This window comes from Bradyrhizobium sp., assembly GCF_049586575.1.
Lineage (GTDB): Bacteria > Pseudomonadota > Alphaproteobacteria > Rhizobiales > Xanthobacteraceae > Bradyrhizobium.
This window is the reverse complement of the sequence record NZ_JBAVCF010000340.1, coordinates 1-4,902: the sequence shown is the minus strand read 5'-3', so window position 1 is coordinate 4,902 and position 4,902 is coordinate 1. Positions and strand designations below refer to the sequence as shown.

Genomic DNA, 4,902 nt, shown 5'->3' with positions numbered 1-4,902 from the left:
TATGGCGGGTCGCCGCCCTTGAGGCGCTGACCGCCATGTTCGCCGTGTTTGCCGGATGCATGATCGGCTTATTGGCGCTCGACATTCGCTTTCAGCCGAACGATGCGATCGTCGTGCTTCATCCGCTGGAGACGATGTATGCATGGGCGGCGGCGGCCAATCCGCAGCTATCGGCCGGCGGACCGCTGTTCAGTGCCGCAAGCGTCGAGTTTCTGCTGCAGGCGATCGGCGGCGTGATCGCGCGGCGAACATTCGTGCTGCAACCGTCGCCGCGTCCGACCATCTTTCTCGAATGGTTCGTTATCGCCGCAACCGTGATCGCCATCAGACGACGCGAGTGGCATCTTGTCGTCGAAGTCGCCGCGCTAATGCTGACCGATTGGGGCGTCGATCTGCTCGGCATGGGCCGGCATTTGCAGCAATCCTATTTCCTTTTCACCGATCCGATGGCGATCGTAGCCGCGGCCCTGTTGATCGCGCGGCTTGCGGACCTTCAACGTCACCGCTGGACGTACCCGCTGGGCGGCGCGCTCGTCGCAGCGACCATCGTGGTCAGCCAAGCCGAGCCGGTGAAACACATTTTCAGGACTGCCGGCCCTGAAGTGCTGTGCGAGTCGGGGTTGCCACACTATTATTTGCGGCTCGGGACATTCCCGTTTTGCGCACCATTGCCGGAGCGGTCGAAATAGCTGCTAGTCTAGACGGCAGAGTTATGCCCGCAAGAACTCCCGCTGACCCGGTCTGAGGCCTGACGCGAACTGCGAATCAGATCGTAGTCAACGCCCTTTCACTACTTTTCCGGAGCCACCGAACCACTGCAGAAATCGTCTTCTTATTAAGCGATCACGCTGACACTCATTTCGAATTCCGCCAAAAGGCTCGAATACAATCGAAACGCGACCTGATGGAATCAATAGACATTGCGAATGTGGTTGCTTGCAACCATCACTACTCGGTAAAGTAGCGTCCTGATTCCGTCGACATTTCTCGTGAGGTCCGCGGAATCTTTTGGTTAGAGAGCCGCGCCGCACCCAAGCGACCCAACATAGCAATTCGTGATGCCCTTCCGTCCTCGCCCGCGCGCGACTGGCAGCTTTCTCGACTTACCTGGGCCTCTCGGCTTACAGACTTACTACATCCGCGGCGAAAACGGCTAACACTAATCTCGATATCCGCGTCAACGCGCTTAGAGGGATAAAATATGACGTTTCATATCGACAGGAAGCGCCTGTCAGATGCTGCGACACAGATAATCGTCATGTGGAATTCACTTTGGACGCGATGGAACCCGGTCATCGCAATCGTGACGGTATGGGCTGCAGCGACCATGCCCCTGGTCTGGCTCCGCGGCTACAATTCCGATGAGGGGCTCGCCGTATCGATTGCAAGGACCGCCCTTGAAGATGGTTATTGGCTAACTCCACACATGTTCAATCTTCGTTGGATTGAACGGCCGACGTTGCTTTCTTGGATTATTGCTGCCGTTAGTCTTCCGTTCGGTCAGGTGAGCCAGGTCACCGCGCGCCTGCCAGTCGCTCTATTCCTTCTGCTGGGCTGCCTGCTGATCTACTCCCTTCTCCGCAAAGTTGGCGCCAGCGTTCCCGCTAGCGCCATTGCCACTGGAGCGTTCCTAGCCTGCCCTCTGGTCCAGCGCTCTTATGTGATGCCGACTGCAGATATGCCGCTCTCTGTTTTGCTTTTCCTTGCTTTCGTACTCTGGTGGGACGGTTTTGCATACAGCAGAGTCAGTCTGCGCCGTTGGATATTGATCGGCATTGTATTGGCTCTAGCTGGGCTGATGAAAGGACCTGAACCCATCGCATACTTCGCTCTCGGGCTTGGTCTATTTACCCTCATCAGCCGCGAATGGAGCTTGCTTCCAGGCTTGTTGCTGGCCGGGACCATTTGTATCGCTCCCCTTATAGCTTGGTACGATTATGTCTATCTGTCAGGAGACGAGGGCCAATGGGCAGCGTTCATGCGGTTTAGACCGGCAGTACAGCTAGCCGGGCCGGTCGAGGAAGTTATTAGACTATTTTTTGATATACTACCCGCCGCATTGATCGCAATCATGTTTCCGTTTGCGAATTGGTCGAAAGAAAAACAAACCACGCAGTCGACGTTCACGTTGGCGCTTGCCTGCTATGCTTTCACCGCGGCAATTATCGTCTTGTTTTGGCCCGGTGGTTCGACCGCACGCTATTTTTTTCCAACGATACTGCCGCTCTGCGTATTCGGTGGCCTAGCCTACGATGCAATAAGCACACAACGGCAATTCGCAACTGCGACCAATTTGTTGGTAGTCACCGCGCTGATCCTCTACGCCTTGGTTTACTCCCTAGTGGCAGCGCCGCTGCTACCGATGAGATTTCGAGGATCGGAGATTAAAGCCGCCACGATCACAAAACTAATGCAAGCAGCTCCAGCTCCGGTATACCGGACTGGCGCCGCTGCGCTTAATGTACTCCCTTATGTTCCGGGCCGCATTTTCAGCAAAACACTGTCCGAACTAAAGATAGTGCGAGGGCCTGCTTGGATCATTGTTTCGCCCGCCGAAGCAAATATTCTGCAGTCGGAACGGACAGGCTTGCACTTTGTGATGCCAGCAGACGAAAACAGCGACCAGCTGCTACATCTTGACTAAGCACTCGTCATACCAGCGAGGATCAGGTCCCAAAACCGTACCACCGCCAACGGAGCAGCAATGACAGCAGTCGTCTAGTGTTGTCACCGACATCCATCTTAGTTGCGGTCGGCTTCTGATCGTATCGCAAATACAGAGGGACCTCAGTAAATCGCGCGCCAATAGCGTTCAATTTTAGCAGCAACTCGACCATACAGGCAAATCCATTTTCCGTTATTAGCTTGCCGTCAAAGTGCTCTGCCGCCCTCCTCAGCGTTGAGACCCGGTAGGCGCGATATCCACACGTATAGTCAGAAACTCCACGTACTGGGTGGATCGTCTTAAACAGGACCATGGCGCCCACTGCCATAAGCCTACGAAGCCATGGCACCCCATGCACACGTGCACCTCGCGCATAGCGAGAAGCAACAACAACATCCGCTCCTCTTTCAATGCACCTCAACATGCCGACGATTTGCGCGGGGTCGTGCGTGTCATCGCAATCCATGATGATAAGAACGTTGCTCTCACTCCTCAACAGCGATTGTGTTACAAGTTCGCGAACGCCGGCTCCTAATCCTCTGTTGATTGGACAGTCGATAATGGCGATTGGCAACCGTCGCTGCCATTCGATAGCTATTTGTGCTGTCAAATCGCTGCTGCCATCGTTGTAAATCATTATCATAACATCGTCGTTGGACCGATTGATAAAATCTTCAAAACGCCCCAACAAACGGGGAAGCGCAATTTCTTCGTTATAGGCTGGAAGGCCGACAAATACCGCGCCAGCTGCCGTCATTTCGCGCTGACCGGAGTTGCACAGAGACCAAATGCCGCGCCAATGCGTTCGGCCGCGTAACCATCTCCGTACGGCGAAGCCCCTGATGCCATTTTGGCGTAAGCTATTTTGTTCGCCAGAAGCTCGCGCGTCGCTCTCACGATTTCCGCTCTGCGCGCTCCCACGAGCCGTGCTACACCGAGCTCGACAGCTTCCGGCCGTTCGGTTTTATCACGAAGCACCAGAACAGGCTTTCTTAGGTAGGGCGCTTCCTCTTGAATGCCTCCGGAATCCGTGAGAATGAGCTCGGCATGACACATCTCAAATACAAGCTGTTCATAATTGAGCGGCGGCAGTAACGTGACCCGATCGCGGTGGGCACATAAACGTTCGAATGTATCTCTTACGCCCGGGCTGGGATGCATTGGTATTCTGATTTCCAAGTCTTTGACGACGTCCACAAGTGCAATCACGGCCCTGCAAATCTCTTCCAAGCACTCTCCCTGATTTTCCCGACGATGTGCCGTCAGCAGAATTCGCCGCAGCGACGGTTTATGTGATTCGACTTCATTTGCCCGATCCAGCGTCAGCCGCAGGGCGTCGATCCCCGTATTGCCGGTAATGTAAAGCCGGGACTGCTCAATCCCTTCCGCGCGCAAGTTATCACAGGCGCGTTTAGTAGGGCAGAAGTGCCAGCGCGCCAGCCGATCTGCGGTGATGCGGTTGAATTCCTCCGGGAAAGGTGCGTTCAGATCGCCAGTCCGCAGCCCCGCTTCCACGTGCGCAAAGGGCACGCCAACATAAAACGCTGTCAATGCAGCCACGAGCACCGTTGTCGTATCGCCCTGCGCGATAATAACATCCGGGCTGTATTTGGAGATCATCCGCTCCAGCGGAACAAACATCGCGCCGGTCAGCTTGGCCAACGTTCTCGCCTTTGATCTGAGTGCGATCTGACCGTCAGGCTTTATGCCGAACCATTCGAGCGGCTTCCGCGCCAGCTTGGAATGCTGGCCGGAGCAAATGGTCGTCACTTGAGCATACTTGGAGAGTTGCAAGATGACCGGGGCCAATTTGATGGCTTCGGGCCGAGTCCCGACCACACACAAAAATCGCATTTCCACCCCAGCTCAACCGCTAGGGCTTCTATAACATGGGTTGTAATTTTTGCAAATATAGGTTGTGAGCGGGCTTTGATGTTGGCCCACGTAATAGCAAGCCCCTAGCGCAAAGTGGGCCTGAAGCATAAGCAGAACCATTCACCACGTTTAGCGACGTAGCCACGCTCGATTCCGCGGTTGGCCTTAATAGTTATCTTGCCGAAGCTCCTTTTCAAAGCCGGCATCCGTCAAAAGGCGCCGCGCCGCGGGCACTTCGTCCTCGCCGACCAGAATGCGGCGCGGGAAAATCCCAATGGAGCCTTCCAGTACGCTCATGTTCTGATCGACGATCAAATGCTCGATACCCGCGCCGCGGAGCAGCGCCTCGATCGCCGAGATCA

4 protein-coding genes and 1 pseudogene are annotated in these 4,902 nt (G+C 55.2%); 2 read left to right on the top strand and 3 right to left on the bottom strand.

The genetic code is table 11. The features are described from left to right. A pseudogene (locus WB528_RS13285) lies at window positions 1–689 on the top strand (hypothetical protein); the annotation flags it as partial. 512 nt (window positions 690–1,201) lie between these two features. Continuing rightward, window positions 1,202–2,644, top strand: a complete 1,443-nt coding sequence (locus WB528_RS13280) for an ArnT family glycosyltransferase (RefSeq protein ID WP_423888872.1) — start codon at window positions 1,202–1,204, stop codon at window positions 2,642–2,644. Between the two features lie 22 nt (window positions 2,645–2,666). Here WB528_RS13280 and WB528_RS13275 read toward each other — a convergent pair whose 3' ends face one another. The 3 genes from WB528_RS13275 to WB528_RS13265 all read right to left on the bottom strand — a co-directional run bounded on the left by WB528_RS13275 (window position 2,667) and on the right by WB528_RS13265 (window position 4,900). Continuing rightward, window positions 2,667–3,422: a glycosyltransferase gene (locus WB528_RS13275; protein WP_423888871.1), complete on the bottom strand. Its 756-nt coding sequence runs from the start codon at window positions 3,420–3,422 to the stop codon at window positions 2,667–2,669. Then, window positions 3,419–4,519 carry a non-hydrolyzing UDP-N-acetylglucosamine 2-epimerase gene (gene wecB / locus WB528_RS13270; RefSeq protein WP_423888873.1) on the bottom strand — a complete coding sequence of 367 codons (1,101 nt, stop codon included), beginning with the start codon at window positions 4,517–4,519 and terminating at the stop codon, window positions 3,419–3,421. The genes WB528_RS13275 and wecB overlap by 4 nt, the downstream gene beginning before the upstream one ends. 186 nt (window positions 4,520–4,705) lie before the next feature. Continuing rightward, entirely contained in the window at window positions 4,706–4,900 is a 195-nt protein-coding gene (locus tag WB528_RS13265; protein ID WP_423888870.1) for a DUF2007 domain-containing protein, read from the bottom strand. Window positions 4,901–4,902 lie beyond the last annotated feature (2 nt).